The 25,664-nt window shown below is 48.0% G+C and carries 28 protein-coding genes; 25 read left to right on the top strand and 3 right to left on the bottom strand.

Annotation, left to right across the window (positions count from 1 at the left end):
• Positions 1–132: 132 nt before the first annotated feature.
• Positions 133–381 carry a hypothetical protein gene (locus tag ACOMHB_RS21600; RefSeq protein WP_448218162.1) on the bottom strand — a complete coding sequence of 83 codons (249 nt, stop codon included), beginning with the start codon at positions 379–381 and terminating at the stop codon, positions 133–135.
• 665 nt (positions 382–1,046) lie between these two features.
• On the opposite strand from ACOMHB_RS21600, the gene ACOMHB_RS21595 reads away from it, so the two are divergent.
• The gene (locus ACOMHB_RS21595; protein ID WP_448218161.1) at positions 1,047–2,735 is read left to right on the top strand and encodes a SufS family cysteine desulfurase; all 1,689 of its coding nucleotides are present in this window, start codon (positions 1,047–1,049) and stop codon (positions 2,733–2,735) included.
• On the opposite strand, the gene ACOMHB_RS21590 is transcribed toward ACOMHB_RS21595, so the two are convergent.
• Positions 2,713–3,645, bottom strand: a complete 933-nt coding sequence (locus ACOMHB_RS21590; protein WP_448218160.1) for a bile acid:sodium symporter family protein — start codon at positions 3,643–3,645, stop codon at positions 2,713–2,715. The two genes, ACOMHB_RS21595 and ACOMHB_RS21590, sit on opposite strands and share 23 nt — an antisense overlap.
• Positions 3,646–3,887: 242 nt before the next feature.
• Here ACOMHB_RS21590 and flgB point away from each other — a divergent pair, with 242 nt between their 5' ends.
• The 24 genes from flgB (at position 3,888) to ACOMHB_RS21470 (ending at position 24,940) form a co-directional block, all read left to right on the top strand.
• Entirely contained in the window at positions 3,888–4,274 is a 387-nt protein-coding gene (flgB, locus tag ACOMHB_RS21585) for a flagellar basal body rod protein FlgB (RefSeq protein ID WP_448218159.1), read from the top strand.
• Positions 4,275–4,694 carry a flagellar basal body rod protein FlgC gene (gene flgC / locus ACOMHB_RS21580; protein WP_448218158.1) on the top strand — a complete coding sequence of 140 codons (420 nt, stop codon included), beginning with the start codon at positions 4,275–4,277 and terminating at the stop codon, positions 4,692–4,694. It begins immediately after the preceding gene.
• Positions 4,695–4,705: 11 nt separating this feature from the next.
• Complete coding sequence (locus ACOMHB_RS21575) at positions 4,706–5,347, top strand: flagellar hook assembly protein FlgD (RefSeq protein ID WP_448218157.1); 642 nt, start codon at positions 4,706–4,708, stop codon at positions 5,345–5,347.
• A gap of 21 nt (positions 5,348–5,368) precedes the next feature.
• Positions 5,369–6,589: a flagellar hook protein FlgE gene (flgE, locus tag ACOMHB_RS21570; protein ID WP_422135169.1), complete on the top strand. Its 1,221-nt coding sequence runs from the start codon at positions 5,369–5,371 to the stop codon at positions 6,587–6,589.
• Positions 6,589–7,323 (top strand): flagellar basal-body rod protein FlgF, encoded by a 735-nt coding sequence (gene flgF / locus ACOMHB_RS21565; RefSeq protein WP_448218156.1) that lies wholly within the window; start codon positions 6,589–6,591, stop codon positions 7,321–7,323. The genes flgE and flgF overlap by 1 nt, the downstream gene beginning before the upstream one ends.
• 40 nt (positions 7,324–7,363) lie before the next feature.
• Positions 7,364–8,149 carry a flagellar basal-body rod protein FlgG gene (gene flgG, locus ACOMHB_RS21560; RefSeq protein ID WP_448218155.1) on the top strand — a complete coding sequence of 262 codons (786 nt, stop codon included), beginning with the start codon at positions 7,364–7,366 and terminating at the stop codon, positions 8,147–8,149.
• A gap of 35 nt (positions 8,150–8,184) precedes the next feature.
• Positions 8,185–8,925 carry a flagellar basal body L-ring protein FlgH gene (locus ACOMHB_RS21555; RefSeq protein ID WP_448218154.1) on the top strand — a complete coding sequence of 247 codons (741 nt, stop codon included), beginning with the start codon at positions 8,185–8,187 and terminating at the stop codon, positions 8,923–8,925.
• Between the two features lie 11 nt (positions 8,926–8,936).
• Positions 8,937–10,055 (top strand): flagellar basal body P-ring protein FlgI, encoded by a 1,119-nt coding sequence (locus tag ACOMHB_RS21550; RefSeq protein WP_448218153.1) that lies wholly within the window; start codon positions 8,937–8,939, stop codon positions 10,053–10,055.
• Positions 10,056–10,082: 27 nt separating this feature from the next.
• Positions 10,083–10,415: a rod-binding protein gene (locus ACOMHB_RS21545; RefSeq protein WP_448218152.1), complete on the top strand. Its 333-nt coding sequence runs from the start codon at positions 10,083–10,085 to the stop codon at positions 10,413–10,415.
• Positions 10,416–10,429: 14 nt separating this feature from the next.
• The gene (gene flgK, locus ACOMHB_RS21540; RefSeq protein WP_448218151.1) at positions 10,430–12,061 is read left to right on the top strand and encodes a flagellar hook-associated protein FlgK; all 1,632 of its coding nucleotides are present in this window, start codon (positions 10,430–10,432) and stop codon (positions 12,059–12,061) included.
• 21 nt (positions 12,062–12,082) lie between these two features.
• Complete coding sequence (flgL, locus tag ACOMHB_RS21535) at positions 12,083–12,991, top strand: flagellar hook-associated protein FlgL (protein WP_448218150.1); 909 nt, start codon at positions 12,083–12,085, stop codon at positions 12,989–12,991.
• A gap of 103 nt (positions 12,992–13,094) precedes the next feature.
• Positions 13,095–13,403, top strand: coding sequence for a flagellar biosynthesis anti-sigma factor FlgM (flgM, locus tag ACOMHB_RS21530; RefSeq protein WP_422135161.1), 309 nt, complete (start codon positions 13,095–13,097; stop codon positions 13,401–13,403).
• Positions 13,375–13,884, top strand: a complete 510-nt coding sequence (flgN, locus tag ACOMHB_RS21525) for a flagellar export chaperone FlgN (RefSeq protein WP_422135160.1) — start codon at positions 13,375–13,377, stop codon at positions 13,882–13,884. Before flgM ends, flgN begins: the two co-directional genes overlap by 29 nt.
• A 5-nt stretch (positions 13,885–13,889) precedes the next feature.
• Entirely contained in the window at positions 13,890–14,783 is an 894-nt protein-coding gene (locus tag ACOMHB_RS21520) for an OmpA family protein (protein ID WP_448218149.1), read from the top strand.
• A 98-nt stretch (positions 14,784–14,881) separates the two neighbouring features.
• On the top strand, positions 14,882–15,202 hold the full coding sequence (gene fliE, locus ACOMHB_RS21515; RefSeq protein ID WP_448218148.1) for a flagellar hook-basal body complex protein FliE: 321 nt from the start codon (positions 14,882–14,884) through the stop codon (positions 15,200–15,202).
• Between the two features lie 14 nt (positions 15,203–15,216).
• On the top strand, positions 15,217–16,869 hold the full coding sequence (gene fliF / locus ACOMHB_RS21510; protein WP_448218147.1) for a flagellar basal-body MS-ring/collar protein FliF: 1,653 nt from the start codon (positions 15,217–15,219) through the stop codon (positions 16,867–16,869).
• The gene (fliG, locus tag ACOMHB_RS21505; protein WP_448218146.1) at positions 16,862–17,884 is read left to right on the top strand and encodes a flagellar motor switch protein FliG; all 1,023 of its coding nucleotides are present in this window, start codon (positions 16,862–16,864) and stop codon (positions 17,882–17,884) included. Before fliF ends, fliG begins: the two co-directional genes overlap by 8 nt.
• A gap of 51 nt (positions 17,885–17,935) precedes the next feature.
• Positions 17,936–18,700 carry a FliH/SctL family protein gene (locus ACOMHB_RS21500; protein WP_448218145.1) on the top strand — a complete coding sequence of 255 codons (765 nt, stop codon included), beginning with the start codon at positions 17,936–17,938 and terminating at the stop codon, positions 18,698–18,700.
• Positions 18,700–20,028 carry a FliI/YscN family ATPase gene (locus ACOMHB_RS21495; RefSeq protein ID WP_448218144.1) on the top strand — a complete coding sequence of 443 codons (1,329 nt, stop codon included), beginning with the start codon at positions 18,700–18,702 and terminating at the stop codon, positions 20,026–20,028. Before ACOMHB_RS21500 ends, ACOMHB_RS21495 begins: the two co-directional genes overlap by 1 nt.
• Positions 20,025–20,444 (top strand): hypothetical protein, encoded by a 420-nt coding sequence (locus tag ACOMHB_RS21490; protein ID WP_448218143.1) that lies wholly within the window; start codon positions 20,025–20,027, stop codon positions 20,442–20,444. The genes ACOMHB_RS21495 and ACOMHB_RS21490 overlap by 4 nt, the downstream gene beginning before the upstream one ends.
• Before the next feature lie 103 nt (positions 20,445–20,547).
• Positions 20,548–21,531 carry an ImmA/IrrE family metallo-endopeptidase gene (locus tag ACOMHB_RS21485; protein ID WP_448218142.1) on the top strand — a complete coding sequence of 328 codons (984 nt, stop codon included), beginning with the start codon at positions 20,548–20,550 and terminating at the stop codon, positions 21,529–21,531.
• Between the two features lie 21 nt (positions 21,532–21,552).
• Positions 21,553–22,191, top strand: a complete 639-nt coding sequence (locus ACOMHB_RS21480) for a hypothetical protein (protein WP_448218141.1) — start codon at positions 21,553–21,555, stop codon at positions 22,189–22,191.
• A gap of 127 nt (positions 22,192–22,318) precedes the next feature.
• Positions 22,319–23,047 (top strand): flagellar basal body P-ring formation chaperone FlgA, encoded by a 729-nt coding sequence (gene flgA / locus ACOMHB_RS21475; RefSeq protein WP_448218140.1) that lies wholly within the window; start codon positions 22,319–22,321, stop codon positions 23,045–23,047.
• Positions 23,048–23,161: 114 nt separating this feature from the next.
• Positions 23,162–24,940: an N-6 DNA methylase gene (locus tag ACOMHB_RS21470; RefSeq protein ID WP_448218139.1), complete on the top strand. Its 1,779-nt coding sequence runs from the start codon at positions 23,162–23,164 to the stop codon at positions 24,938–24,940.
• Here the strand turns inward: ACOMHB_RS21470 and fliP are convergent.
• Positions 24,926–25,660 (bottom strand): flagellar type III secretion system pore protein FliP, encoded by a 735-nt coding sequence (gene fliP / locus ACOMHB_RS21465; RefSeq protein ID WP_448218661.1) that lies wholly within the window; start codon positions 25,658–25,660, stop codon positions 24,926–24,928. The two genes, ACOMHB_RS21470 and fliP, sit on opposite strands and share 15 nt — an antisense overlap.
• Between the last annotated feature and the right edge of the window lie 4 nt (positions 25,661–25,664).

Raw genomic sequence — 25,664 nt, 5'->3', positions numbered from 1 at the left:
TATTGACCTGCTGAACTTTGGATTATGCAGTCGACCCTCTCTCAGTATGATAAAAAAATCTGAGTTGACAGTTAGTTACCCTGATAATGTTCTGGCCAGCTCGTAGTTTGTTTCACACTGAAGTGTTCTGATTTACCTGAGTTCTTGTTGAGGCCGGCCACCATAGCTAGCCGTGACCTTGATACGATAGACATCGCCAGCATCAACCGTTAATAAATGATCAGGGTCATAGATTTCGACCAAAGTCGGGTCTTCACCCGCATCTTTCAACCACTTAAATTGGGCAAGCTTGTCAGAGTGTTGATTACTTTTTACCTCGAAAAGCAGGATCGACGGATCTACGTCACAGAAGCCTGCCCCCTGAAGGTAATAAATATTCATGGTTTGTATGTTTCCTGAGGTCGTGTGCACAGTCCACGGTGAGACATGGTCAATGCATTCTCTTGGAAATCCCGTAGTCACTGTGAAGGTATCGTCGCCGGCTCCCTGTAAGAATTCTATCTGTGCCTTACCAACGGAGAAGGCATTCATGGAGCAGAGCGATAACAAAACCATGATAAATGCTATCGTAACGGTTTGGTTTGCATTTTGCCTCGACATCATTAAATCTCCGGTTGCATTGCTGCAGCCTGTATTCTAGAACACCCTGACGTTTATGCGAGCTTGACATCCTCCCCGCCGTGAAGAGGGTGTCGCAAAACTCTGGTTCCCATGCTCCAGCGTGGGAACCCATACCCATCTCGCGCTGCAGAGTCCACTTTTCAGGGGAGGTATGCATTCCCACGCAGACGTGGGAACGAGTTGTTAGAGTTTTGCGACAGCCTCTCAAAGTACGGGGTTTTACGCTCATTCGATAAATGGTTAATGTTGGAAACGGTCAACCATAAGGTGGATAGCACCTCGTTTCTTCATAATTTACGGACTGAGCATCGTCACAAATCCAGACTTTAATATTAATATTGTCGCTAACATATTGTCGCTACGGTCAATTGATAATAATCCGCATTCATCAATACAATGCCCGAATCGAATCAGGGAAGGCTCATATGAACCTGAAAAAGCAGTTTCCCATTCTGGAACAGCATGCCCATGGCCATCCGTTGGTTTATTTGGATAATGCTGCCACTACCCAGAAACCTTTCCCGGTCATTGAAGCCATAGATCGTTTTTATCGGGAAGCCAATGCCAATGTACATCGTGCGTCACACTACCTGAGTGCTCGCTCAACCCATGCCTTTGAGGAAGCAAGGGAGGAGGTTAAGCATTTCCTGAATGCCGCCAGTTCTGACGAAATTATCTGGACGCGGGGCGCGACAGAAGCTCTCAATCTGGTCGCTCAAAGTTGGGGAAGAAGTCAGTTGCAGCCGGGCGATGAAATTCTGCTTTCGGCCATGGAGCATCATGCCAATATTGTGCCCTGGCAGCTGGTCGCCGAGCAAACCGGAGCCGTGATTAAAGTCATCAGTGTCACCGGGCAGGGAGAGCTTGATAGCAACAGTTTTCGTGAACAGTTGACGGACAGAACCAGGATTCTTGTTATTACCCATGTCTCCAACGCGATTGGAACAGTGAACCCGCTTCAAACGCTTATTCCTGAAGCCAAAGCCAGGGGCGCATTGGTGTTGGTGGATGGCGCCCAGGCAGTGGCTCACTCTCGCATTGATGTACGGAAACTTAACTGTGACTTCTATGTTTTTTCCGGTCATAAAGTATTTGGCCCAACCGGTATCGGTGTTCTATACGGTCGTAAAGCTTTACTGGAAGACATGCCACCCTGGCAGGCCGGGGGAGAAATGATTCGGCGGGTCAGTTTCAGCGGCACTTCATTCAACAACTTACCCTTCAAATTTGAAGCGGGTACTCCCAATGTGTCCGGCGTGATCGGACTCGGGGAAGCTATCCGTTTTTTGAGGTCACTGGATATGGGACAGATTGCTGAGCATGAAGACAGGCTGAGAAGAAAAACGGAAGCTGGTTTGAGAAAAATTCCCGGAGTCACTTTGGTGGGGGAAGCCAGAGAGAAAGTGTCTGTCGTCTCTTTTGTAGTCGAAGGGTTTCACAATCAGGATATTGGTCTATTGCTGGATCAACAGGGTATTGCCGTAAGGACTGGCCATCATTGCACCATGCCGTTGATGGAGCATCTGGGATTGTCAGGAACCGTCAGAGCTTCTTTTTCTCTCTATAACACACTTGCTGATGTGGATGCCTTCCTGTTAGCGCTGACCCGTATTGTGAACGGCGAGTTTGATGCTTCTCCCCTGAGCAAAGAGGTTAAAGCCGATTCAGCCTTCTTCAACCAGCTTGAAGGTGAACATGCTGCCGAGTTTACGAAAAATCAGATTTTCCAGACAATCACCAATGCCCGAAACTGGCAGGAAAAGTACCTTCATATTATGCTGCTTGGCAAGAAACTGCCTTCCCTGCCAGAAACGATGAGAACCGAAGAGTCACGACTTCATGGCTGTGAAAGTGCCGTCTGGTTACATCATTTTTATGACGAGCAGTCCATGAAGCTGTTCTTCGCTGCGGATTCTGATGCCCGAGTGATCAGGGGGCTCATCGCTATCGTGATTTCCGTCTTTAATGGTTGTACACCAAAAGACATCAGTCGTTTTGATATAGAAGTTTGGTTTGCCAGTCTGGACCTCTACAGCCATCTGAGCCCATCACGGGGCAATGGGCTGAGGGCGATTATAGAAGAGATCAGATCTATTGCTCACCGGTTTGAATAACGGTATCTGTCTTTGCCCACCAGGCTGCGAGAACAGAGCCTGTGATGTTATGCCAGATGCTAAAGAATGTAGCCGGCAGAGCAGCGGCAGGCATAAAGAATTTGGTAGCCAGTACAACAGCCAGACCGGAGTTCTGCATCCCGACTTCGATGGCGACGGTTTTGCAGGTTTTCCGGTCAAAGCCTGACAGGTATGCTGCCAGATAACCCAGGCTCAGTCCTGTGCCGTTGTGCAAAGCCACCGCCAGAATGGTAATGAGTCCAATTTCTGGCAGCTCCTGAGCATTAGACGCGACAACGACGGCAATGAGCAGAAGGATGCCAGCCATGGAACAGAGTGGAAACAGAGGGCTCAGTTTTTGCACGAAACCATGGCAGAAATGGTTGATCAGAACCCCCAGAGCCACCGGTAAAACAACTATCCTGGCCAGGCTCCACATCATTGCCAGTGGTTCCACTTCAATATACTGGTGGGCAAGCAGACTGATTAACAAGGGGGTAGCGAAAGCGCCAATCAGGGTTGATGCAGCTGTCATTGAAATCGACAGTGCAACATCTCCCCTGGCTAGATAACACAGTACGTTAGATGCAGTTCCTCCGGCAACACTGCCAGCCAGAATCATGCCTATTGTCAAATCCACGGGAAGACTCAGAAGTTGTGCAATCAATAACCCGGCAAAAGGCATGATGCCAAATTGCAGAATCACTCCAGCAGAGAGCGCGGGTAAACGATTTTTGATTCGGGCGAAGTCGGCCACTGATAAGGTCAGTCCCATAAACAACATGATCAGGCTGAGTCCCGGAGTAATCAGGTAACCAAGGTGGTCAAAACTTTCGGGAAAGATATAGGCCAAGGCTGAAAAGATAACTGCCCATAAAGGAAAAAGTCGTGTCATCGTATTCAAAAGCATGAAGGATTTTTCCACGCCAACCGTTAATCATTGGCAGCTAAAGATTTTCTTGAGTCGCTAGATAAATCTTAAACCAATGTGAACCCGGGTGACAGACCACTCAGAGCAAGTTGAGTAACAGAGGGAGCATTGAAACCGACAATCTGTTTTTGCTGCAAGCTGCTTAGTCTGGCAATGAGTAAAAACCGGATTGTCGTTGATTAGGAGTAAATCAATAACGATAAAGCAGGAGCTTAACTCCTATGGCCATCAGTTTTGAATCTGCGTTGGGTGTTCATCCCCAAGCGCTGGCGTTTCGGGGAGTCCGTGCTGAAGTCATTGCCGGAAACCTGGCAAACATTGATACACCGGGATTTAAAGCCCGTGATGTAGAGTTTAAAACCATCTTGAATGAGCAACTTTCCGGAGGCGCCACCACCGACGGCAGGCATCTGGAAATGCCACCCACTGAGCAAAATAATTCAATGATGTATCGTATTCCATTCCATCAAACTACCGATGGCAACTCGGTAGAATTGGGCGTTGAGCAGGCAGCCTTCTCTCAGAATGCCATGGACTTTCAAACCAGTCTTATTTTTCTCCGTAAAAAGCTAGGCTCCCTTGAGCAGGCTGTTAAGGGAGGTCGATAAATGAAACTGGACAACCTCTATGAAATATCCGGTTCGGCACTGAATGCTCAGATGGTTCGTCTGAATACCATTGCCAGTAATTTGGCTAATATCTCCAGTGCAGGCAGCACGCCCGAAGAAGCTTACCGCCCTGTCAGACCTGTTTTTTCTGCCATTTACAAGCAGGCTGTTGGAGAAAATAAGGGAGCTGCCCTGGTGCAGGTTGACGATGTTTTGGAAATGCCACCGAGTGCCAAAAATAAACGATATGAGCCAGATAATCCTCTGGCGGACCAGGAGGGTTATGTTTTCTATCCCGATATCAATGTGATGCAGGAAATGGCTGACATGCTGTCGGCCACTCGCAGCTACCAGAGCAGTATGGAAGTTATGGTTAGCGCCAAGAAATTACAGCAACGACTGCTGTCGCTTGGTGAGTAAAAAGGAGAATTATGACAGGCATTAATTCGGTCTCATCAGGCAGCGGCGTTAACGCTGTGAACAATGACAGTAGAACGCTGCAGGTCAACCAGGATCAGTTTATCGAATTGTTCATCGCACAATTGAACAACCAGGACCCGCTGGCGCCGATGGACACCAACCAGATGCTGACACAGCTTTCGCAAATATCGTCTGTTGAAAGCCTCAACTCAATTGATGATCGAATTGGCGGTCTGACCAGTTCGCTTCAGCAGTCCCAGTCTCTGGGGGCCGCCGGACTGGTAGGGAAAGAAGTCTGGGTTGACTCCAATAGCCTGTCGGTGGAAGAGGAAGGTCAATACAGCGGGCGAACCGAGTTGCAGGTCAATGCTTCGGACGTTCTTATCAGGGTTTATACGCCGGATGGTAGCCTGGTTCAGTCCAAATCATTGGGACAACAATCGGCGGGTATTGTTCCATTCACTCTGGATGATCTTGCTCCCGGGCAATACACAGTCACTGCGACCGGAGTCAGTGGCAATGAAGCCTACAGCGGAAAGCTGTCTATGAAATCTACGGTGACCGGTATCAATATGACCGGCTCCGGAAGTGAATTAAGGCTTGAAGGCATGGGATCTGTGCCACTGTCTTCTATCTCAACAATTGGCAAATAAGACTGTCAGGGAGGGTGGAGAATGTCGTTTAGAATCGGGTTGACCGGATTAAATGCTGCACAGCAGGATCTGGAAATAGTCAGTAATAATATTGCCAACAGTAATACTATTGGCTTTAAAGGTTCCCGCGCAGAATTTTCTGATGTTTATGCCTCTTCAATAGGTAGTGGTAATGGTCAGGTGGCAGGTGTTGAGGTGGCATCTATCAGTCAGCAGTTCTCACAGGGCAGTATTACTTCAACAGATAATGCGCTTGATATGGCGGTTAATGGTCAGGGTTTTTTTGTCGTTAATGACAATGGCCAAATGAATTACACAAGAGCCGGTTTCTTTCAGTTAGATGCCAATAATAATGTGGTCAATAATAAGGGCCTGAGGCTTCAGGGGTATTCAGCGGATGCATCAGGCAACGTACTGGCCGGTACCCAGACTGACCTGAAAATCAACCAGACCTCTATACCCGCCCAGGCAACTACCGATGTGGTGACGCTTGCCAATCTGGATGCCAGAACGGATGCCATTACGCCCGCTGTGGCAATAGACCCAACCAACCGGTCTACCTTTAATTCCACCATGGCATTTAATGTTAATGACAGTCTGGGTGGATCGCACACCGTCAGTATGTATTTTGCAAAAACTGCAGATAACGCCTGGAACATTGAATATTATTTTGATGGGCAGGGGCCGGACCTGACTCAGCCGGTCACATTTAATAACGATGGAACACTGGCAACCCCTGTTGGCGGCGCGGTCACTCTGGGTATTCCAGCCGGGGATGCCCGGCTGTCCGGTGCTGACGCGATGAGCTTCAACATCGATTTTTCAGATTTCACTCAGTTGGGCACTGACTCATCGGTAAACCGGGTAACCCAGAATGGTTTTCCTCCGGGCTCACTCAACGGTATTCAGATTACTGCTGACGGTATTCTTCAGGCGCTTTACTCCAACGGACAAACCCAGGTTCAGGGGCAGATCGTTCTGGCCGATTTTGCTAACGACAGTGGTTTGATTCCAATAGGGGACAGCCTCTGGCAGTCAAGCTTTGCTTCAGGTAATGCTGCTTTGGGTATTCCGGGAGCGGGTGTTATGGGTTCCCTGGAGTCAGGAGCACTGGAACAATCCAATGTCGACATCTCTTTGCAGCTGGTTCGTTTGATTGAGGCCCAGAGTAACTATCAGGCCAATGCCAAAACCATTGAAACCAGTAACAACCTTACTCAGGCACTGATGAATATTATCTGATGGATAAAGTTCTATATATCAGCACAGCCGGAGCCAATCTGGCCATGCAAGCCCAACAGGTACATGCCAATAACCTGGCTAATGTCTCTACCCCCGGATTTCGTCGGGATTTTGTCAGCAGTATGGCTGTGGAAATGAAGGGTGATGGCCTTGAATCGCGAATAATGCCCAAAATGCGAGGACTCGGTAGTCGTTTTGCCAGTGGTGCGATGGAGACTACCGGTCGTGCAATGGATGTTGCGATCAGTGGCAGTGGCTGGTTTGCAGTCCAGGGCAGTGATGGCAATGAAGCTTATACCCGAGCCGGACAGTTAAAAATAGATGATGAAGGTAATGTACTGACCGCCCAGGGGTATGCCGTTATCGGAGATGGCGGGCCTCTTCAGTTACCGGATAATCAATCTGTCTCCTTTGGTGTAGACGGTACAATAAGTATCGTGCCTGCTGAGGGCGGCAATCCTGTTCAGGCAGGTCAGTTAAAGCTGGTGAACCCGGCTATTACAGAAATTACTAAAGGCGCAGACGGGCTTTTTCGTTCGATTGAGGGTGGAGAGCTGGAGGCCGACCCGGAAGTCAGGTTACGAAGTGGTTTTCTTGAAGGCAGCAACGTTAATGCTCTGGAAGAAATGGTGTCGTTTTTAAGCCTCAGCCGACAGTTTGAGGCCCAGATGAAGCTGATGAAAACCGCTGGCGACATGGCTACCGCAGGTGACCGTTTAGTCAGAGATCAGTAACTGACAGCAGATAACAACTTATAGCTCAGAGGACGAGCCGATGAATCCCGCATTATGGGTCAGTAAAACAGGGCTGGCTGCTCAGGAAAAGCAGATGTCCATCATTTCCAACAACCTGGCCAACGTCAATACCATCGGTTTCAAACGGGATCGGGCCAGCTTTGAAGATCTCTTTTACCACATTGAAAAACAACCGGGGGCGCTGTCAGACCAGGACAACGAACTGCCTTCCGGCCTGCAGATAGGAACCGGCGTAAAAATTACCGGAACCCAGAAAGTGTTTACTCCCGGCAGTTATGAAACCACGAAACAGGCACTGGATGTGGCGATCATCGGGAATGGTTTTTTTCAGTTTACTCAACCTGATGGAACCGCTGCATTCTCCAGAAATGGTCAGTTTCATCTGAATGGAGATGGTCAAATAGTGAACGCCAGTGGTTTGCCCCTGGAGCCTGGCATTACCCTGCCCGCTGACGCTACCGGAATCAGTATCAGTGAAGATGGCATTGTTATGGCAACCATTCAGGGGCAGGTTGAACCGACAGAAATAGGCCAGATCACCGTTGTTAATTTTGTTAATCCGGCTGGTCTGGTGGCTCTGGGGGGGAATCTGTATCTACAATCCAACGCCAGTGGTGATCCGGTAGAAGGCACTGCCGGTGAGGGAGGTCTGGGCTCGCTGAAACAGTTTACTCTGGAAACATCCAATGTCAGCTCAGTGGAAGAGTTGGTCAATATGATATCAGCACAGCGGGCCTATGAAATGAACTCCAAGGTCATAGCAGCGGCTGATGAAATGATGCAGTTTGTTAACCAGACTCTTTAACAGGGCTGGATAGAGAGCTGGATAGAGGGCAGGGAATGAGACTTCTGTGTTTTATAGCCATTTTTATGTTGTTGGGTTGTTCGACTGCACCCCGTCAGGGGGACACCCGACCTGCTGGTAATCAACAGCAAGTGACAGAGCGTCCTGAACCTGAAGCGGAAAAAATGGCTCTCGATAAAGTTGCCTTTCAAAAGGGGAACTCCCACAACCAGGCTGTTTATCCCAACGGCAGCCTGTTTAATGCCAACTACGGGTATTTTATGTTCTCCGACCGTCGTGCCTATCGGTTGGGCGATATTCTTACCATCGAGCTGGAAGGTACCACGAATATCAGCATGAGTGGTTTGAGTAATGTCAACAAAAATAATGCCATCAGCATTCCTGATCCCACTCTGCTTGGTAAAAGCAGTGCATCGATTCTTGGCGGGGGCAGATCTCTGGCCTTTGAAATTCAGCCTTCCAGAACTTACGGAGGCAATACTTCCGCCAGTCGTGGTAATAGCCTGAAAGGTAATATTGCCGTGAAGGTGGTCGAGGTTTTCAACAATGGCACCCTCAGGGTCGAGGGAGAAAAATGGCTGACCATCAATTCGGGTAAGGAGCTGATCAAGATCAGCGGACTGGTCCGGCCAGAAGATATCAAAACAGATAACAAGGTTTCGTCTGAGCGACTGGCAGAAGCAAAAATTGATTACGTGGCATTAGGCATTAACTCGGATGCCCATGAACCAGGCTGGGTGAGCAAGATGCTTAACAGTCCATGGTTTCCTTTTTGACAGGAGTCACTATGTCTCTAACACGATGGGGAATCATTTTTCTTATGCTCGTTGTGGCAGGTAATGCCAGTGCCCGTCGTTTATTGGATATGGTGGATGTTGAAGGTGTCAGAAATAATCAGCTGATTGGTTACGGTCTGGTGGTGGGGCTTGATGGCACAGGAGATAAATCAGCGTTTACCAAACAGTCGCTGGTGAACATGCTGAGAGAGTTTGGATTGACCATCAGCAGTTCTGATGTGAATTCAAAAAATATTGCAGCGGTCACCGTCCATACCAGTTTGCCTCCTTTTGCCCGTCCGGGTCAGAAAATCGATGTAACCGTCTCTTCTATTGGTGATGCCAAGAGCCTCAGAGGTGGAACTCTGCTGCTGACACCGATGAAAGGTATTAATGGCGAGGTGTTTGCAGTGGCCCAGGGCAGTCTGATTGTGGGCGGAGTTTCTGCTCAGGGTTTGGCAGGAACGGCGGATGCTCCGGTCGCTGGTAGCCTTATACAGATTAACAGTACTAACGCCGGTCGCATTCCCGGAGGTGCATTGGTTGAACGTTCAGTAAAGAGCGCTTTCAACTTTGGGGAACAGCTGGTACTGAATTTAAAAGAACCCAGTTATACCAATGCTCGCAGGGTAGTGACGGCCATTAATAATCACTTTGGCCCCAAAGTCGCCAACGCCAGTAATGGTGTCTCTATTCTGGTTTCGGCTCCCAAAGACAGTAGCCAGCGGGTGGCCTTTATGTCCATGCTCGAAGGGCTGAATGTTGAAACGGCAGATCCTGCGGCACGTATTATTTTCAATTCCAGAACAGGCACTGTGGTTATGGGCGAGCATGTTCGTGTTCGTCCGGCTGCAGTCAGTCATGGCAACCTGGTCGTCAAAGTCCGGCAGGCAACTTCGGTATCACAGCCTGGTGCATTCTCTCAGGGAGGAGGCACAGAAGTCATATTAAACAGTGATGTGACAATAGAAGAGCAGAATGCCGCTATCTATATGGTTAAGGAAGGAGTCACTTTGCAGGAAGTGGTCATGGCTATTAACGGTGTCGGGGCGACACCCACAGATTTGATGTCAATTCTTGAGGCGCTCAAAGCAGCCGGGGCGTTGGAAGCCGAATTAATTGTGATTTAAATAGAATTTACGATAAGGGCGTTCGATATGGATATTGGTAGCACTCTGTCGGCTAAACATCTGGCCGGTATTTATCAGCCGGACTCCGGTCAGGGGAAAGCTCCCGAGGATTTGAAAGAAGCAGCAGAAGCCTTTGAAGCCATATTTGTTAACGAATTACTCAAGAGTATGCGCAGGGCCAATGAAGCGATGATGAGCAGCTCAGACTTGCCGACGTCGGGCAAGGATGTGCAGTTTTTTCAGTCGATGTTTGACAGCCAGATTGCCGGACATCTGGGTAAAGAAGGCGGGCTGGGTATCGCTGAGGCATTGGTAAGGCAGCTGGGTGATAAAGACGACGGGCTTGATGTTGAACGTTAATCGGGGTAGATGACATGAGTCTGACACAGATAGGTATTTCTGGATTACAGGCCAGCCAGGCATCGCTTAATGTCGCCAGTAATAATATTGCCAATGCCGAAACAGAAGGCTACAGCCGTCAAAGGGTTTACTGGTACCCGACTTACACTTTGCATCCGGGAATCGGTACCAAGGGAACCGGTGTTAATGCGTCCAGTGTCGAGCGAATAGCCAATAGTTTTCTTACTGCCCAGATGTGGGAGAGCCAATCTCTGGCAGAAAAAACAGCCACTTTTTCAGAATACATCAATTCGCTGGACCAGTGGCTGGGCGATGACAGCACCTCTCTTACCTCAGGCCTTGAGAGTTTCTTTACGACGCTCAATGGCGCAACGGTTGATCCTTATTCCAGTGCTGCCAGGCAAGTCATACTCAGCGAAAGTAATAAACTGGCTCAGCAGTTTACGACACTGAATAACCAAATTGCAGGTCATCAGGGGCTGGTCGGGCGGCAGCTGGAGGCTGCGGTGGCAGAAGCGAATGGTTTGCTGGCAAATATTGCCGGCTATAATGACCAGCTGAAGAAGATCAGTGCCAGTGGTGAGGCTGCTAACGAGATGTTTGACCAGCGGGATCTGGCCGTCAAAGAATTATCAAAGCTGATGGGCATCAATGTTCTGGAGCAGTCAGATAACAGTATTAATATTTATCTGAAATCAGGGCAGCCACTGCTGGTCGGTGATCAGAGAAACAACCTGAATGTGAGCGGATCAGCCAGCAACCCTGATGGCTTTTCATTGGAGTTTGAAAGTGATTCTGCCTCTCTGAAGGTACACGGTGATCCGGGAGGCAGCATTGGTGGCATCCTGAATTACCAGAATGGCACTTTAAGACAGGCTCAAAATGAGATTGGACGTCTGGCAGTAGTCATATCATCGACGATCAATGCCCAGCTTCGACTTGGGGAAGATGTTAATGGCAACGCCGGTGTCGACCTTTTTTCAGATCTGACAAATCCTGCCAGTGGTATATTTTCCCTGGACGTTGTCTCTACCGCAGTGTCTGATATGAGAATTACGGATAGTTCCCAAGTCAAAGCCAGCGACTATGATCTGCGGGTAGATAACACCGGCAACTATGTTATTACCCGTTTGAACGACGGGGTTCAATTCAGTGGCAGCTTATCCGGTGCCGGTACCGATACCCTGAACTTTGATGGTGTTGAAATTGATATCGACGGCACCGCTACTGACCAGGCTTACCGGTTGTCACCGGTGCGTTATGGTGCCAGAGACCTTGATGCGGTTCTGACGGAACCTTTTGCTCTGGCTCTGGCAGCACCCGGTGGCGGCGTGGCCGATAATTCAAACTTGCAGACAATTATTCAGCTTCAGAATGATGCTCTGATAGAAGGGCAAAGTAGTCTGACTGAAAGCTATACCCGGTTTATTGGCGATATTGCGGTACAGACTTCTCAGGCGAAAACAGAAGCCGATGGCGGTAAAAAGCTGTTTGAGCAGGCCGAAGCGAGCCGCAATGCTTATAGCGGTGTCAATCTGGATGAAGAAGCCGCCAACCTTCTACGCTTTCAGCAACTTTACAGTGCCAATGCTCAGGTAATTTCAGTGGCCCGGCAGACATTTGATTCATTGCTGAGAATGTTCTGATTAAAACAGGAAGCCGAAAACATGCGTATCAGCAGCATCAATTTCAATAATATTATGCTCAGGGCTATGCAGGACGGTATGGCCAGGCTGGCTGTAACCACTGACCAGATGGCAAGCGGAAAGCGTATCTTGCAACCATCAGATGACTCCGTTGATACAGTAAAAATTCTTCAGATCAATAATGAATTAACGGCAATAGGACAGTATGAAGATAATATTGATTCGGCGAGGAGAATGCTGCAACAGCAAGATGTTTTGTACAGTGGAATGACTGAGCAACTGCGGCGTGCCAGAGACATTGTTTTGCAGTCCAGCAACGGAACCCTGACTGACCAGGACTATGTGCCACTGGCAGAGGAACTGGATACGGTCAGTAAGTCTCTGTTAAGCCTGGCCAATTATCAGCAGGCAGACGGGCAATATATTTTCTCCGGAACCCTGAGCACCCAGAAGCCTGTTGATGAAGTCGCTGGTGATTATTCATACTATGGCAATAATAACTTTCGCCAGGTCAATATCAGCGGCTCTGCCCAGATACCGGTTAATGAGCCGGGAGAAAATCTGTTTTTTGACCCAGCCGCTACACCACCAACGGACAGTGTCTTTGATGCTCTGTCTGATGCAGTGGATGAACTGAGAAACCCTGTGAGTTTAAACACCGTTCTCTCTGACGCATTGACATGGATTGATGACACTCTGGACAGGATAGGGATCGCCCAGACCAAGGCTGGCAGTAATCAGAGTGTGCTTGACCGGGTGAGTGAAAGCCATGCCGATATCAAACTGATGCTGGAAAAACTTCACTCATCCCTTGAAGATATTGATATGACAAAGGCTGCTACCGATCTGGCTCAGCAGCAGACCCTGCTCAATGCCAGCCAGCAGGTTTATGCCAACATCAAGCAGTTGTCTCTGTTCAATTATTTCTGACGGGCCATGGGCAAAAAAAAATCCTCATTTCAGGGGATTTTAATATTTTTTGACACCTTGCCGATTGGAGTTCTGTACCCATCACATACGAGTGGTGAAAAGGATGCCAGGAATAAATCGCACCGGGCCAAAAAAAGCGGCTAGTCCAATAGCAAGTCAGCGTGCAGTCAAGAATGATGCGAAAGCTGTCGAGCCCCCTAAAGTCAATAATGATCGTTTGCAGTTGAGCGGTGAAGCCCAGAATATTGAAGAACTGTTCCAGTCTCTGTCAGCCATAGATGAAATTGACAGTAAAAAAGTGGAAAGCATTCGGCGCGCCATTAAAAAAGGTGAGATGCCGGTCGATTATCAAGTGCTTGCCAATAAAATTCTGGAGCTTTCCGATGACTTTGATGACCACAGAAAAGAATGACAATAAAAGTGGTACCTATAACGTCTCTGCTGAAAAAAAACTGCTGGATAATATTCGAGATGCACTGGCTTTAACCCGCAAACTTGAAGCTGTTCTGAGCAAGGCCCATAACCTGATGCTGGAAAGGGATATTGCAGCTCTGGAAACTCATCTGGAAACTCAGGTCAAACTGTTGGACATGCTGCATCTGAATGCATCCCTGCGAGAGCATTATTTGAAAGAAGCGGGGTTGTCACCGGACCCGGCAGGTATACGAACTTTTCTGCAAATTATAGCTTCTACTCCCAAGTCTGAAATCACACTGAAACAATGGCATCAACTGGAAATCACAGCAGGTCGCTGCCGCAGTTTGAATCAGGCAAACGGCAAACTGCTGAGTCGTTTGGCTGCCAGTACTAACCAGATTATTGATGTGGTTTTTTCCAGTCAGGAACCTGTGCCCTATAACCAACAGGGCATCTGCGAAAGAAAGCTGGGCTGATCAGCATGTTGTTTTCTGATGATTTGCGGCGATTTCAGAAACTGTTGATTTTTGGCCTCACGATTTTTGGCTTCTCCTTGCTGCTGCTTTCCCGATCATCAGCCAACTCAGTCAGAGAATTCCCTCAGGAACTCAGTCTCCATAAATGGGAGTTGACCACTTCCCGTTTCGAGTGTCGCATGAACAGCAAAGTGACGGGGCTGGGTAGTATCGTTTTGAATGCGGCTGCCGGAGGCATTCATTATATAACCCTGGAACCGGATTTTTTCATTAAAGAAGCCCGACATATTCGTGTTGGGGTTCAGCAATCACCCTGGCGTCATAGCCATTATCTGAACGCTCTCGGAGGTGTTGAAGCAGAGCCGGATAAACAGTTTGAAATGAGAATTAATGTTGCCCGTGTTGTGGAAGATATGCAACAGGGTCATCAGCTGGTTATTGAGATTGAGAGGGAAGCAGTTAACCCTGTTCATATTAAAATACCCGCTATGAATTTCCAAAAAACAGCAGCAACATTTTATAAATGTTATGGAGAATTGCTGGCTCTGAACTACGAACAGGCAAAAGAAACACTGTTCTATTACTCCTCTTCAGGCTCTCGTATAAGCTCTGAGCAGTTATCACATCTTGATGATCTGGCCACCTATATTCTGGTGGATAAAAGTGTAACCAATGTCGCCATTGACGCTCACACAGATTCCCGGGGTGACAGGCTGGAAAACCTTCAGCTGTCAAAAGTGCGTGCAAGCCGGATTTATAGATATTTACGATCAAAAGGTATTCCCGAACAGCGTCTTACCATGCGCTTTCATGGTGACCGCTATCCTGTCGCCACCAATGCAACTGTTGAAGGAAGAAATAAAAACCGACGGGTAAAGATTACCCTGAGCCGCCGATAAATAATTCTGACAATAAATCGTCAACTACGAAAGAGCCTGCTCTCACCAGGCTCTTTTAAAGAACAATATTTCACAGAACAATAGTGGATGGCGGCTCAATGGACATCAAAGGTCTTAACCCGGATTCCCTCAGTGTACTCCTGAAAAACCGACCTGCTCCGATTTTACCTTCCGCAATTGAATCTGAAGCTGTGACTACCACCGGTTTTGGCAATCTGCTGCAACAGGCCATCGAAAAGGTTAATGATCTGCAACAACATTCCAGCAGCATGATGCACAACATTGAAACCGGGGAAAGTGATGACCTCATAGGCACCATGCTTGCCATGCAGAAATCCAGTATTTCCTTTCAGGCGCTGATGCAGGTCCGTAATAAGGCAGTGACTGCTTACGAAGACATCATGCGTATGCAGATTTAAGGTAGAAAAATACCATGGCAGAATCAGATACAAAGGCTGCCCCGGAGTCGGCACCAGAAGAAAAAGAAGTGAAGCCTGTATGGCGGGAAGCCCTGGAAAGGGCCAACAAAGTGGTGAAAAAAGATCGCCGCTATCAGTTGGTGCTGATGGTGTTGTTTGCAGTTTCTGTTGCCCTGATGTCGGTTTTCTGGCTCTGGTCACAATCTCCCGATTATCAGCCACTGTATGGCAATCAGGAACTCTATGATGTGGCCAGTGTCGTCAATGTGCTGGATCAAAACAATATTGCTTATAAAATTCACCCTGCTTCGGGTCAGGTAATGGTGGATGCCGGAAGACTCTCTGATGCCCGTATGCAGCTGGCTGTATCCGGAGTTCAGGCAAGAATGCCGGAAGGGCTGGAAACTCTGGATGGGCAGGAGATCGGTACCAGCCAGTTTGTGGAAAATGTCCGCTACCGGCGCGGTCTCGAAGGCGAGCTGGCTCAGACCATCATCAGCCTGAAACCCGTTCGTAATGCTCGAATCCACCTGGCTCTGCCCAAGCAGAGCAGCTTTATTCGCAAACAGGGAAAACCATCGGCCTCAGTGTTTGTCGATCTGTTTCCGGGGTACAGGTTGAGCAATGAGCAGATTGAAGGCATCGTGAATCTGGTGGCCGCCAGTGTCGCCAATATGAATCGCAGCGATGTTTCTGTCATTGACCAGTCCGGCAAACTGCTCTCTTCCGATATTTTACTGGGCAACAGTGCGCTCAGTGAAGCCAGTAAACAGTTGGACTTTAAGCGCCAGGTTGAGGCTCATTTTCAACAGCGCATTAGTGCCCTGCTGGAGCCACTGGTGGGTGCTGTCAACTTCAGAGCTCAAGTGAGCGCCAATGTGGATTTTGAACAGGTAGTACAGACGGTTGAGCAATATGAGCCTGGTGCTCCGGTGCTGAGAAGCGAGCAGGGAAGGGAAGTGGCAACCAGTGGGCAGGGAGCCAGAGGCATACCTGGAGCGCTCAGCAATCAGCCTCCGGAAGAAGAAGGTCAGGCTGAAGCAGAGCAAAACAATAATGTCCAGTCAGAGTTTGTCCGTAATTATGAAGTAGATAAAGTGATCAGGCAGGTGGCCAACCAGCAGGGCAGAGTACAAAAACTGAGCGTTGCAGTCGTTCTCAATGAGCAGCCTGATGAAGCTCTGGGTATTGGTAACTGGGACCAGGCAAGAATTGCCACGATTCAACAAATGATCATTGATGCAACAGGTATTGATCAGGCCCGTGGTGATCAGATCAGTATTCACACCGCACCCTTTGTGCCAGTCACTCATGTTGAACCTGTTGGGTTGGCGTGGTGGCAACAGCCGCAGGTTCTCTACTTCGTCAAATATGGTTGCGGCACTTTGTTGGGTATTCTCGTGATTATATTTCTTTTAAGACCCTTGATGAAACAGATCACCATCAAGATGGAGGAGCCGGACGTATTACCTCCTCCTCCGCCCGAGGAAAGTGGTGCCCAGTTTGACCAGAAAGGCAGGAAAGTGATCTTTGATGACACCTTTGATCTGCTGCCACCCGAGTTAGCCGATTTTGAAACTCAGGTGACTCAGATGCGAGAGTTGTCGTCTAAGGCACCTGCCAGGGTAGCACAGGTGATCAAGCTATGGATGAACAGTTATGAGTGATAATCCGAGAGTCTTGCCGTCAAGGCAGCCGACGCCCAAAGACATAGCCATTCTGCTGCTCAGTCTCGGGGAAAAAGGTGCGGCGCAGGTATTCAAACACCTTAGCCAGCGGGAAGTTCGACAGATCAGTACGACCATGGCGACCATCTCACCATTGAAAAGAGATCAGGTTCAGGAAGTGCTGGACCTGTTTTTCCACACCTATCGCTACGATAGTGCCTTGTCCGGCTCCTCAAAAAGCTATCTTAACAAGACCTTGAAGTTGGCTCTGGGTGATAAAGAAGCAAAAGGGGTCATGGACTCTATTTTTGGTGGTGAGAGCAATAGCCTGGAAGCGATGAAATGGATGGACTCGGGAGCCATCACTGAACTGATTGTTGATGAGCACCCACAACTTCAGGCAGTGGTATTGACCTATCTGGGAGCCACGCAGGCTACCGATGTATTAATGCGCCTTCCAGCCAAGAGTCATCAGGATCTATTGTCACGAGTCGCCCGACTGCAGGAATTGCACCCATCCATTATTGAAGAACTCAACATTATATTTGATGCCAATGTCGGCAAAATGAGCACCAGCCAGAATACCACCGTCAGTGGTCTTCGTCAGGTGGCCGATATAATGAACCGGATGAATGATACTTCGGTGCAGAGTCTGTTGAATTACTTTAAGGAGCAGGACAAAAAACTGGCTGAGCAAATTGAACAACAGATGTTCCTCTTTGAACACCTTATGCGTCTGGATGAAGATGCGCTGCGTAAGGTCATGGCGGAGGTCAGCCAGGATATTCTGGCTCTGGCGCTCAAGGGGGCTGCTCAGGAGATGGTTGATTCTGTGGTAGGCACCATGACCAAACGAAGCGCCAAATTCCTGCTTGAAGATATTGAAAACCTCGGCCCGGTGCGTGCCAGCCAGGTTCAGTCTGCCCGAAATGATGTGCTTCGGGCAGCGCGACAGCTGGCGGCATCCGGTGAGATAGAGCTGAGCTTTAATGATGAGGACGAGATGATTGGGTAATGCAAACCAATATCTATCACGTTTTTCATAATACTAACAACAGGTTGGTTCATGACAAACAGACAAAAAATATGGCAGCCTGAAACAGCGGCCTTCAAACGGTTTCTCTTTCCGGTTCACCAGAAGCCCGGTGAATCTCAGAATCCAGAGCGTTCAGAGGTAGATCAGCAACCTGACTATAGTGCTTCCCAGCCTGTCGATACGGTTGAGAATACAGTACCGAAACCTCAGGAATCCATTGAGCCTTCTGCGGAAGTTTTGCAGAGTATCCTGGAGCAGGGTATTGAGAAAGGCTATGCCAAAGGTGTGGAAGAAGGTCGCCGAATGGGCTTTGAAGAAGGCAGAGAACTGGGCGTCAAAGAAGGTGGGCGTATTGCCACTGAAGAACAGAAAAAACTGGTATCCCTGTTGCGAAAAGAAATGTCTGAATTTCGCTCTGGTGGCAATTATGGTCGTGACGAAAAGATCAGCTGGCTAGGAAAAGTTATAGAAGAAACCTGTCGTCAGGTAGTGCGCCGGGAACTGATGACTTCTCCGGAACAGATAGTCTCTGTTGTCAGGGAAACTCTGAGTATCATGCCCGAGGATACTCAGTACACCATTCATGTGAATCCGGTCAATGCGGAGTTGCTCAAGACACTCAAACCTGACTTTGGTGCAGCCTGGCAGGTTGTCGAAGATCACGAATTACAAATAAACGACTGCCGTATTATGTCCAGCCAGACAGAAGCGGAAGCGCGCATGGAATCCCGGTTGGTGGAGTGTCTCGATATCATTCGTGAAAACTTGCCTGCCGCAATGGAGGATGCAGGTTAATGTCTCTTTCTGATGATCTGATTGAAAAACTGAAGACAGTACCTGTTGCCAAATTATCCGGGAAAGTATCAGCCATAAAAGGTCTTCTTCTGGAAGCCCAAGGGTTGCGATTGCCCATTGGCCAACTTTGTCATATCAATATGCGCAGTGGTCGTCAGGTAGAAGCAGAAGTGGTTGGCTTTGACGGGGCCAGTCAGTTTCTGATGCCCCTGTCAACGACAATGGAAGGCCTGGCAGCGGGAGACAAAATTATTCCCGTTTCTCACAATCACACCATGCCTGTGGGGGAAGAACTGTTAGGGCGGGTGGTGGATGCTATGGGTAAGCCGCTTGATTCCTCTGCCTTGAGCCTGTCTGACAGAATCTCAATTCATTCCTCCCCTCTTAATCCCATGGCCAGAAAGCCGGTCGATGAGCCACTGGAAGTGGGAGTGAGAGTTATCGACAGTCTGCTGACTCTGGGAAAAGGACAAAGAGTAGGGTTGTTTGCCGGCAGTGGCGTTGGCAAAAGCACGCTTATGGGTATGATGACCCGAAATACCCGGGCTGATGTTACAGTGGTTGGTCTGATCGGTGAACGCAGTCGGGAAGTAAAGGAATTTGTGGACCAGATTCTGGGTATGGACGGTCGGGAAAAAGCGGTTGTGGTGGCCTCCCCCGGGGATGAGTCGCCCGTCCGAAGAATTCGTGCTGCACTCTACTGTCATCAAATTGCTGAGTATTTCAGAGACCAGGGCAAAACGGTTCTGCTGCTGATGGACTCCCTCACCCGCTATGCCCAGGCTCACCGTGAAATTGCCCTGGCTGTGGGCGAAGCTCCGGCAGCGAAAGGTTTTCCTCCTTCAGTATTCAGTAAGATTCCAATACTTCTGGAGCGGGCGGGAACGGGAACCGGCGAAGGTTCGGTAACGGCCATCTATACCGTACTGGCAGAAGGTGATGATATGCAGGAGCCGGTAGTAGACACTGCCCGCTCCATCCTTGATGGGCATATTGTGCTCAGTCGTGAGTTGGCGGAAAGAGGGCATTTCCCGGCCATTGATCTGGAAGCCTCCATTAGCAGAACAATGTCTCAGTTGACAACAGAAGAACATGAAAAGTGCGCCCAGGCGTTCCGACGCTTCCATGCCCGGTATAATGAGTTCAGAGAACTTATGGCGATAGGTGCTTATAAACCCGGTGCTGATCCTGAGCTGGATAAAGCCATTGAATACCGTCCGCAGATGGAGCGTTTTCTGCAGCAGAGCCGTTATGAACAGGTTGATCTCACCGGCAGTATTGAACAGCTGATACATATCTGGCGATCTGATCAGGTTGTTACATCATGAACAAAGTCCGGCGTCTGGAAAAAGCACAGTCCGCACTGGAAAAAAAGAGCCAGCTAACTAAAAGAGAGAAACAGCATGCTGAGCAGAGTCTGGCTTCACTCAACGCCCAGAAAGAGTTGTTGAATGATGCCCGGAAATCCTGCGATAGTCGTCCTGGAGAAAAACTTTCATCACTATCCTGCTGGGGTCGCAATCAGTTTGTTGAATTGCTTGAAGATGTTTCTGTATTACTGGAAGAGAAGATAAAAGCAGAGTCTGGAAATCTCGAGCAAATTAATCAGCGGCTGGAAGAAGAGCGCAGAATGACCAGCGGCGTTGAACATTTAAAAAACAAAGAAACCGAACAACAGCAACAAAAACAGCTTCGGGATGAACTTCAGGAGACAGATCGACTGCTGCAGCGCTCCCCTCGATAATTCTGTTTGGTTTTTAAATTTTCGTGCGCTAGAGTTGTGTCTTGTCGATAACAATATACAATCACGCGCTGCTTTGAGCTGCTGGCAAAATAAGAGGTAGCCTATGACCGTCGCCAACCCAATGAAAAAATTAGTAAATAGGTTAGCCAGCACAGGTTTTTCCGCTGCCTTTATTAATGATTTGATGCCCGTCTGGTGGGATAAGAGCCTCGAAAAATCAGAACAGTCGATGTTATTGCTGAAAATGCATTTTTCGAAGAATCTCGGGTTGGATCTTGCTTCATTACTCGATAACCGTAGGAGTATAAAGTTTCAGCTTGCTGAAAATGTCCATTACAAGCTCACCAAAAATAAAAAAGAAGATCAGCTTGTACTTAGTCAATCTCTAGCCATAAGCATGGCTAAGCTGGTTGCGTCAGCAGCAGTAAGGGAATATAAGCCTTTGCCTAAAAATGCTGGTTTGATCCGGCAGAAGATATTGAAAAACCACCCTTGGACGGAATTTGATAACCTGGTTGATTATTGTTGGAGCCGTGGTATTCCTGTCATTTATTTGAGCCGTTTACCCAAAGGTGCCAAGAAGTTTGAAGGCATGGTTGTTGACGTTGATGGTCGGCCAGTAATAGTGTTGGCCAAGAAAAGTAGCAACCCTTCCTGGCAGCTCTTTATCCTCGCTCACGAAATAGGTCACATTGGTTGTGGTCATGTGAAAGAGGGTGCCGGCTACCTTGATGAAGTTATTGACAGTGATGACGATAATTCCAAAGAAAAAGAGGCAACGGCATATGGCTTAAAACTTCTTACAGGTAGTAGTCGTACCCGGATTGGCCCAAAAAGTGGGAGACTGACAGGTCGGCAGTTGGCAAAGGCATCCATAGATTCTGGGCGAAAGCACCAGGTTGAGCCGGGGCACATTGCACTGAACTACGCGCATGACGAGAACTTTATAGCTGTTGGCAACGCTGCGTTGAAAACTATAGGTGGCCGCTACGATGCTGTTGAGTATGTCAGAGACGCTCTTAAGCAAAACATTGATGAAGCAGAAATCCCCAGAGATAGCAGGTACGTTTTGAGTCGTCTTGTATAACCCAAAAGGAGTAATGGGTAAATGTTCGGTTTGATCGATACCGATGCTGCTTATAAACTTTCCTGCTGCCGCCTTCTGGTTGAAGCATCCACGTACTTAAAGTTAAATGGCTTCCGTGCTCTTGAAGCAATGCCTCATGTGGTTGAAAAACAAATATTTGGTGATAAACAATACGGATACAACAAACCTTCAGTCAGGAGCAGGATCACAAAAGAAATAAAAGCAATCCCCAGAATGAAAGAAGCACACGTCGAGGATGTCTTTCTGCTGTCTACCTTGCAGGACTCTTTTGACCATGGGGAAGCTTTTTTATTATATAGGGCAATAAAAGATGGGCAAATGTTGCTGGTGAGTGGCGACAAAAGATTCTACAAGGCGTTGGGGAAAAAGCCGGAAATCTTAAAAGCGTGTTCTCATTTGGAGGGCAAAATGATATGTCTGGAGCACTTGATTCTATGCCTTATCGAATCGTACCAATTCAGGTATGTCTGTGATCGAGTGGGTCCTGCCCGTCAGTGCGATACAACCCTTAGGCTTTCTTTCAATCAAGGCGAAGAAAGTCAGGAGGCTTCGGTTGTAGAAGCATTGGCTTCTTTTTCAAAAGATGCTGTAAGATCCCTGGGGAGTTTGGCTTATAGCTATAAGCCATGGTATGAGTAGCTCTCCAGCTCTGCCCCTTACCTCGCTCCCCAAGCTAATAACAAAATCCAGTGGATTGCCCGTTGGCAATCACTGATTTAAAGGTTAACCTGATGCTTCATAAGGTACTTTATGCAGGGAAGCATCCATGCCGCTTTTCATACCGCATTTCAGACCGCTTTTTAGATCATCCATACTCATCGCCTCGCTATTTTCTCCTCACACCTCTTCTGATACAGACCTCGCAAAAGAGATTGAACGCATTGTTTATCAATCCGTTGAAAAAGCAGTGGCCGGTTTTATTCAATCGATTCCCGGTGCCCGCTATGAACTTAAAGTCCGCCCTCTTTCTGCCAGTAAGTCCCGAAGAACCTGCAAAGGCAACCTGTCCGTCTCTGCAGTTTCCGGAACCCGTCCGCCTGTGGGAGTGGTCAAACGAACAGTAGAATGCCCTGGGGAATGGCGAATGACAGTGATGACTGAAAGTAAGATTTTGGTGCCTGTTATTCACAGTGCTCGTGCTTTGGCCAGAGGGCAGAGGCTGACCAGCGATGCTCTTGTGTTTCGGGAAGCCGATTACAGCAGGCTGAGAGGTCAGTTTTTTACTGAAATTAATGAAATCAGGGGGAGAGTTATCAAGCGCAGTATAGGTGCACAGAAACTGATTTCAGCCAATATGCTCGAAAAAGACTATGTGATTCGCAAGGGGGAAGTCGTCCAGATTATTGCCGGCGGGAATGGACTGGAGGTTTCTATGTCCGGGATGTCTCTGGATGATGGCGAATTACAGGAAAGCATTCGGGTAAGAAACCGGTCTTCTGGCAAAATTGTGCACGCAGAAGTTATCAGCACAGGAAAGGTTCGAATTCATCATTAATTTTTTGCTGAATACAGTAATCAGCGTCTGATTAGATGTTTTATCAAAAAATTAACTAATCAGCAGATGATTTAGTCAATAACGATTAAATTAACCCTGTCAGAGAATGATTTTATGAGCCGCGACATTGTTAATGCCCTTATTCCGGGTACGTTACAGAATAAAAACTGGTATCAGGCTTACCTGGTTCTGCTGGGGCAGCTCTTTGCCTGGGCAAGGTTGTGTGAAATGGAGTTTTTGCCAGAGCGAGAGTTGCCAGACAATCATTCTGAACTTGAGCAGCTGTTCAGAGAAATCGGGCAGAAAAAAGTACCGGTGACATTTGCCAATACAGATCAACGTATCTGGCAAATAGCCTGGCAACAGGGCGAAGAATTACCTGGACCGATCCCGACAGATGAAATCACCCGAGCCTGCCACTCAGTGATGACTGCAAAGAGGCATAAGCTACTGAAGTACAATGAGATTCCTCTGGCCCTGCATCGTCGCTTCAGACCTCTCTCCTCGGCATTGCCCGAAGCCATTGGTGGACTGCTGGAGGCACTGTCCGAATCAGTTGGCAGTTGCTACCTGCCCAATGCAGACAGTTTTATTCTGGGAGCGGATCTTGCGCTCACCGGCGAGATTTATTCTGAGCAGCCTTCTATCAATACTCTGGATGCTTTGAGTGTTTTGATTAATCCGGATATTCATATTGCCCAGGGGCATCCGGTACTTGAACCTGCTTTTTTTAAATCGGGCCAGCTACAAAAATTTGATCATGGGGTGGGCCTTCTGACGGCGGACCACCGTTATAAAGTGAATGAAGTTCGAGATATTTTCCAACGGCTGGATACCCAGGTCCGTAATGAAGAAATGTTGTTTATCCGGCATATGTTCTGGCGCTGTTCCGAACAGGTTGTCATTGCTGTGCCGGGGGTATTTCTTCAGAAAAATACCGAGCATCATATTGCCTTTCGCCGCTGGTTATTAAAACAGAACAGGCTGCACGCTATTATTAAACTGCCTAAAGGGCTGCTTCCCGGACGAGCCACGCCACTTTATGTGCTGGTGGCAAAACGACAAGTTACTGATAATGTGCATTTGATAGACGCCAGCAGCGACTACTTCAAAGTTACCCCCGTGCGCAAAAAGGGAGCAGCTAAAATTCAGCTGAATAATGTTGATGTCATTCTTGAACAAATGAATGAAGAAACAGCAAACCCTCGTTTCTCCAAAAAGCTGGACAAAAGGCAGCTGATTCAGGGGAGCGTCATTCTTGATCCCGGACATTATTGTGCTGACACCCGACGCATTGATTTACTCGGTAAGCCTTTAGCTGCCAGTCATTTAGAGTCACAGGTCGATATCATAAGAGCTCAAGCTCTGCGTGATAATAGTCTGGAAAAACAGGTATTTCTGGAAGTAACAGCCAATGACATTAATGAGGCTGGAGAGATTGAGCACCCTGAAAAAGAAATTCATGTTGATGAAAAAGGGCTGAAGCGGGCAAAACAACAGTTACTGCGACCAGGCGATGTTCTACTGGTTATCAAGGGACAGGCAGGGCGAATTGCCATTGTACCGGATGTTTGTGGGTTAAACTGGGTGGCCAATCAGTCCTTTGTCATTCTTCGACTGAAGAAAAATACTTATCTCAATAGCTCTATTGTTTTGTTTCGATTCCTGCGTTCGCAAACCGGAAAAATGTTGCTTGATAGTATTTGTACAGAAAGTCAGGTGCCGTTTATTCATGGCAATGATTTAAAACAACTTCCTGTTCCCGAGTGGTCTTCCATTGAACAAAGGCAGGCAGAACAGTCGCACAGAGAAATTCTCAAACTTTATGCCCAGGTTCGGTTTATTCGCGATAAAGCTCGAATGATAGAAAGTGAGTTGTTAAAAGAAGCTTGATGCCAGAGTACCCATAATCATGGCCCAGCCGTCTACCAGAACAAACAGCATCAATTTGAAAGGCAGCGAAATCATCTGGGGCGACAGCATAATCATACCCATGGCCATGAGAACACTGGCCACTACCAGATCAATCACCAGAAAGGGTATGTATATAACAAAGCCAATCTGAAAAGCAGTTTTTAATTCACTGGTAACAAAAGCAGGAATAGCGATGGAGAAAGGCGTTTCAGCAACATCGATCGGTGGCGTTATATCGGCAATTTGATAAAACAATTCCAGATCCGTATCTCTGGTCTGGCGCAGCATAAAATCTTTGACAGGAACTTCTGCCTTTTTTAAAGCCTCTATCATTGTCAACTGCTCATCCAGATAAGGTTCAACCGCCTGGCTGTAAACAAGCCCAAATAATGGTTGCATTATAATCAGGGTCAGTGCCAGCGATATGCCAAGCAAAACCTGAGTTGGGGGAGTCTGTTGTAATCCCAGAGCCTGACGCAGAATGGCCAGAACAATAATAATCCGGGTAAAGGACGTCATCATCAGCAGCGCAGCAGGAATAAAACTCAGTGCTGTCATCAGAATCAGAATCTGAAGACTGGCACTGTATTCCTGAGAATCACCATTACTGGTGACAGTCATTAATGGAAAGCCTTCCTGCCCCCAGCTGAGTGACGGAGTAAGGAGAAATGTCAGGCCGACATAGATCAGCAACCTCATAGTC

The organism is Endozoicomonas sp. 2B-B (assembly GCF_053470045.1).
The sequence above is the reverse complement of the archived record's forward strand: the minus strand, read 5'-3'. Positions and strand labels throughout refer to the sequence as shown.

What these genes read in the sequence shown, in the direction of transcription:
- ACOMHB_RS21600 (WP_448218162.1), bottom strand. Translation starts at nt 381, where the DNA reads ATGAATATTTATTACCTTCAGGGGGCAGGCTTCTGTGACGTAGATCCG.
- ACOMHB_RS21595 (WP_448218161.1), top strand. Translation starts at nt 1,047, where the DNA reads ATGAACCTGAAAAAGCAGTTTCCCATTCTGGAACAGCATGCCCATGGC.
- ACOMHB_RS21590 (WP_448218160.1), bottom strand. Translation starts at nt 3,645, where the DNA reads ATGCTTTTGAATACGATGACACGACTTTTTCCTTTATGGGCAGTTATC.
- flgB (WP_448218159.1), top strand. Translation starts at nt 3,888, where the DNA reads ATGGCCATCAGTTTTGAATCTGCGTTGGGTGTTCATCCCCAAGCGCTG.
- flgC (WP_448218158.1), top strand. Translation starts at nt 4,275, where the DNA reads ATGAAACTGGACAACCTCTATGAAATATCCGGTTCGGCACTGAATGCT.
- ACOMHB_RS21575 (WP_448218157.1), top strand. Translation starts at nt 4,706, where the DNA reads ATGACAGGCATTAATTCGGTCTCATCAGGCAGCGGCGTTAACGCTGTG.
- flgE (WP_422135169.1), top strand. Translation starts at nt 5,369, where the DNA reads ATGTCGTTTAGAATCGGGTTGACCGGATTAAATGCTGCACAGCAGGAT.
- flgF (WP_448218156.1), top strand. Translation starts at nt 6,589, where the DNA reads ATGGATAAAGTTCTATATATCAGCACAGCCGGAGCCAATCTGGCCATG.
- flgG (WP_448218155.1), top strand. Translation starts at nt 7,364, where the DNA reads ATGAATCCCGCATTATGGGTCAGTAAAACAGGGCTGGCTGCTCAGGAA.
- ACOMHB_RS21555 (WP_448218154.1), top strand. Translation starts at nt 8,185, where the DNA reads ATGAGACTTCTGTGTTTTATAGCCATTTTTATGTTGTTGGGTTGTTCG.
- ACOMHB_RS21550 (WP_448218153.1), top strand. Translation starts at nt 8,937, where the DNA reads ATGTCTCTAACACGATGGGGAATCATTTTTCTTATGCTCGTTGTGGCA.
- ACOMHB_RS21545 (WP_448218152.1), top strand. Translation starts at nt 10,083, where the DNA reads ATGGATATTGGTAGCACTCTGTCGGCTAAACATCTGGCCGGTATTTAT.
- flgK (WP_448218151.1), top strand. Translation starts at nt 10,430, where the DNA reads ATGAGTCTGACACAGATAGGTATTTCTGGATTACAGGCCAGCCAGGCA.
- flgL (WP_448218150.1), top strand. Translation starts at nt 12,083, where the DNA reads ATGCGTATCAGCAGCATCAATTTCAATAATATTATGCTCAGGGCTATG.
- flgM (WP_422135161.1), top strand. Translation starts at nt 13,095, where the DNA reads ATGCCAGGAATAAATCGCACCGGGCCAAAAAAAGCGGCTAGTCCAATA.
- flgN (WP_422135160.1), top strand. Translation starts at nt 13,375, where the DNA reads ATGACTTTGATGACCACAGAAAAGAATGACAATAAAAGTGGTACCTAT.
- ACOMHB_RS21520 (WP_448218149.1), top strand. Translation starts at nt 13,890, where the DNA reads ATGTTGTTTTCTGATGATTTGCGGCGATTTCAGAAACTGTTGATTTTT.
- fliE (WP_448218148.1), top strand. Translation starts at nt 14,882, where the DNA reads ATGGACATCAAAGGTCTTAACCCGGATTCCCTCAGTGTACTCCTGAAA.
- fliF (WP_448218147.1), top strand. Translation starts at nt 15,217, where the DNA reads ATGGCAGAATCAGATACAAAGGCTGCCCCGGAGTCGGCACCAGAAGAA.
- fliG (WP_448218146.1), top strand. Translation starts at nt 16,862, where the DNA reads ATGAGTGATAATCCGAGAGTCTTGCCGTCAAGGCAGCCGACGCCCAAA.
- ACOMHB_RS21500 (WP_448218145.1), top strand. Translation starts at nt 17,936, where the DNA reads ATGACAAACAGACAAAAAATATGGCAGCCTGAAACAGCGGCCTTCAAA.
- ACOMHB_RS21495 (WP_448218144.1), top strand. Translation starts at nt 18,700, where the DNA reads ATGTCTCTTTCTGATGATCTGATTGAAAAACTGAAGACAGTACCTGTT.
- ACOMHB_RS21490 (WP_448218143.1), top strand. Translation starts at nt 20,025, where the DNA reads ATGAACAAAGTCCGGCGTCTGGAAAAAGCACAGTCCGCACTGGAAAAA.
- ACOMHB_RS21485 (WP_448218142.1), top strand. Translation starts at nt 20,548, where the DNA reads ATGACCGTCGCCAACCCAATGAAAAAATTAGTAAATAGGTTAGCCAGC.
- ACOMHB_RS21480 (WP_448218141.1), top strand. Translation starts at nt 21,553, where the DNA reads ATGTTCGGTTTGATCGATACCGATGCTGCTTATAAACTTTCCTGCTGC.
- flgA (WP_448218140.1), top strand. Translation starts at nt 22,319, where the DNA reads ATGCCGCTTTTCATACCGCATTTCAGACCGCTTTTTAGATCATCCATA.
- ACOMHB_RS21470 (WP_448218139.1), top strand. Translation starts at nt 23,162, where the DNA reads ATGAGCCGCGACATTGTTAATGCCCTTATTCCGGGTACGTTACAGAAT.
- fliP (WP_448218661.1), bottom strand. Translation starts at nt 25,660, where the DNA reads ATGAGGTTGCTGATCTATGTCGGCCTGACATTTCTCCTTACTCCGTCA.